This window comes from Anabaenopsis sp. FSS-46 (genome assembly GCF_029891665.1).
GTDB lineage: Bacteria > Cyanobacteriota > Cyanobacteriia > Cyanobacteriales > Nostocaceae > Anabaenopsis > Anabaenopsis arnoldii.
Genome location: NZ_JANQDG010000058.1, coordinates 1 through 2,496 on the forward strand (window position 1 = coordinate 1; position 2,496 = coordinate 2,496).

The 2,496-nt window shown below is 39.7% G+C and carries 1 protein-coding gene; it reads left to right on the forward strand.

The genetic code is table 11. The features are described from left to right. The coding region (locus NWP21_RS05830) for a type ISP restriction/modification enzyme (protein ID WP_280791955.1) at positions 1-2,496 on the forward strand (2,496 nt) is incomplete at both ends.

A 2,496-nucleotide genomic window follows, 5' to 3' on the forward strand; every position in this document is an offset into this window, starting at 1 on the left:
ACTCATCAACCACCAAGACCCAAATAGCCGAGTTGAAGCACTACAGCAACTGTTAGGATATCCATTCAAACAACTTGACCCAGAAGGTTCACGGTTTTGGTATCTACACCCCGGTAAAAACCAGTCAGAAGCTCAGGAAACCTCCCCCATAGCAGTGGGATTTTATCCACAGCTTACAGCTATGACAGACACCGAGGCGAAGCAATTTTTCACCTCCCCCGCACAGCAACAAGAAATCTACGGTCATTATACTAACCGCATCTTTGAAGCCCAACCAGTCATGTATCTACTGTTACCTAGTCCCCAATCATCAGGACGGGTAGCTTTTATACTTCCCACAGAAGGTGGGTTACGTCAAACACAGATCCAAACCTTTAACTGGGGTGACACTCAGTTAGTAGCAAGGTTAAAACGACTCACTCAAACTGAATTACCCATAGCAGTTGATAATTTAACCTCTACCCCCGTTCCCCTAGTAGAGTGGGTATTTTATGAACCTATTCAGACCTCTAAGGAATTAGCCCAACTCTTAGCTAAATCAGCGCGGGTAATTGAGCAAATCATCCCAGAAGTTTACCACCAAGAACTAGAAACCGGTTATTTACACAACCTACTTAAGAGCTTTCAACGGGAATTACTCCCCTCATTAAAACTTAGTTCCGACAACGACAAAGATTACAGCTTTGCTGATATCTATGCTCAAACCATCGCCTATGCTTTATTTACCTCCAGGGTGTTTGGTTATGTCAAGGATAGGAAACAAGGACGCAATCAACAAACCCTGTTTAATAGAAAAACAGCTTGGGAACAGTTACCAGAAACCAATCCTTTCTTACGAAAACTATTTGAAGACATATCACAGCGGACAGCTTCAGACTTAGGTAATGACTTAATTGGGGCAATTGCAGAAATTTTTGGTGTCCTCCGGGCTGCTAAAATGGAAGCGATTCTCAGTGACTTTGAGATGAAGATGAACCGGGAAGATATTGTAATTCGGTTCTATGAAGACTTTTTAGCAGCATATAAACCACAAATGCGGGAACGTCGGGGGGTGTACTACACACCGGAACCGGTGGTTTCTTATATGGTGCGGTCTGTAGATATCTTGGTACAGGAGAAATTTAATAAACCTTTGGGGTTAGCAGACCCAGAGGTAATGATTCTTGACCCTGCTTGTGGTACTGGGACATTCTTATTATGGATATGTCAACTTATCTATCAACGGTTTCAGGAGTCAGGGGAAACCATGACCGCGGGTTTAGTTGAGCAGTCCTGGTCTGGGTATGTTAAGGAGAGGTTATTACCGAGGATATTCGGTTTTGAGTTGTTAATGGCTCCCTATGCAATTTGTCATCTTAAATTGGGTTTGTTTTTGGAAGAGACGGGATATAAGTTTGATGGTGGGGTGCGGTTGGGGGTTTATTTAATTAATACCTTGGAGGATGTGAGGTTAAGGGAGGAAACCCAGCAGTTAAATTTGGGTATTCCCCAGATGGAGGAGTTAATCGCACAGGAAGCTGGGAATGGGTCAAGGGTTAAAAAACAGGAACCGATTATGGTGGTGATTGGTAATCCTCCTTATTCGGGACACTCGGAGAATAATAACCCTTGGATTAAAGAGTTAGTTAATGACTACTATTTTGTAGATGGTAAACCATTGGGTGAGAAAAACCCCAAATGGTTACAGGATGATTATGTTAAGTTTATCAGGTTTGCTCAGTGGCGCATTGATGAAACTAATCAAGGTATTTTAGCTTTTGTAACTAATCATGGGTTCTTAGATAATCCTACTTTTAGGGGAATGCGTCAGCATTTGATTAAAAGTTTTGATGAAATTTACATTTATGATTTACATGGGAATAGTAAGAAGAAGGAGACGGGGATAGATGGAAGTAAGGATGAGAATGTTTTTGATATTCAGCAAGGGGTAAGTATTACTTTAGCGATTAAGGGAGAGGATAGATATATTAATCATGCTCATTTATATGGTTTAAGGTCAGATAAGTATCAGGTGTTAACGGAAAATACGGTTAAGTCTACAGATTTTCAGGTAATTAACGCCCAATCCCCTTTTTATCTATTGATTCCTCAAGATAGGGATTTGTTAGGGGAGTATGAGCAGTATTTTAAGATTACTGATATTATGGCTGTTAATTCTGTAGGTATTGTCACAGCTAGAGATAAGTTAACCATTCAAGATACAAAGGCAGAAGTATGGAATCTTGTTAATGAGTTTATCAGTCTAGATGTGGAATCTGCAAGAGAAAAATATGATTTAGGTAAAGATTCCAGAGATTGGAAAGTTAATTTAGCTCAAGAAGATATTCAAAATAATAATATTAATCAAGATCATATAACCCCTATTTTATATAGACCTTTTGATGTTAAGTATACTTATTATACAGGAAAAAGTAGAGGTTTTCTTTGTATGCCTCGCCCTGAAGTGATGAAACATATGTTATTAGGTGAGAATTTGGGATTAGTTACTGTTCGTCA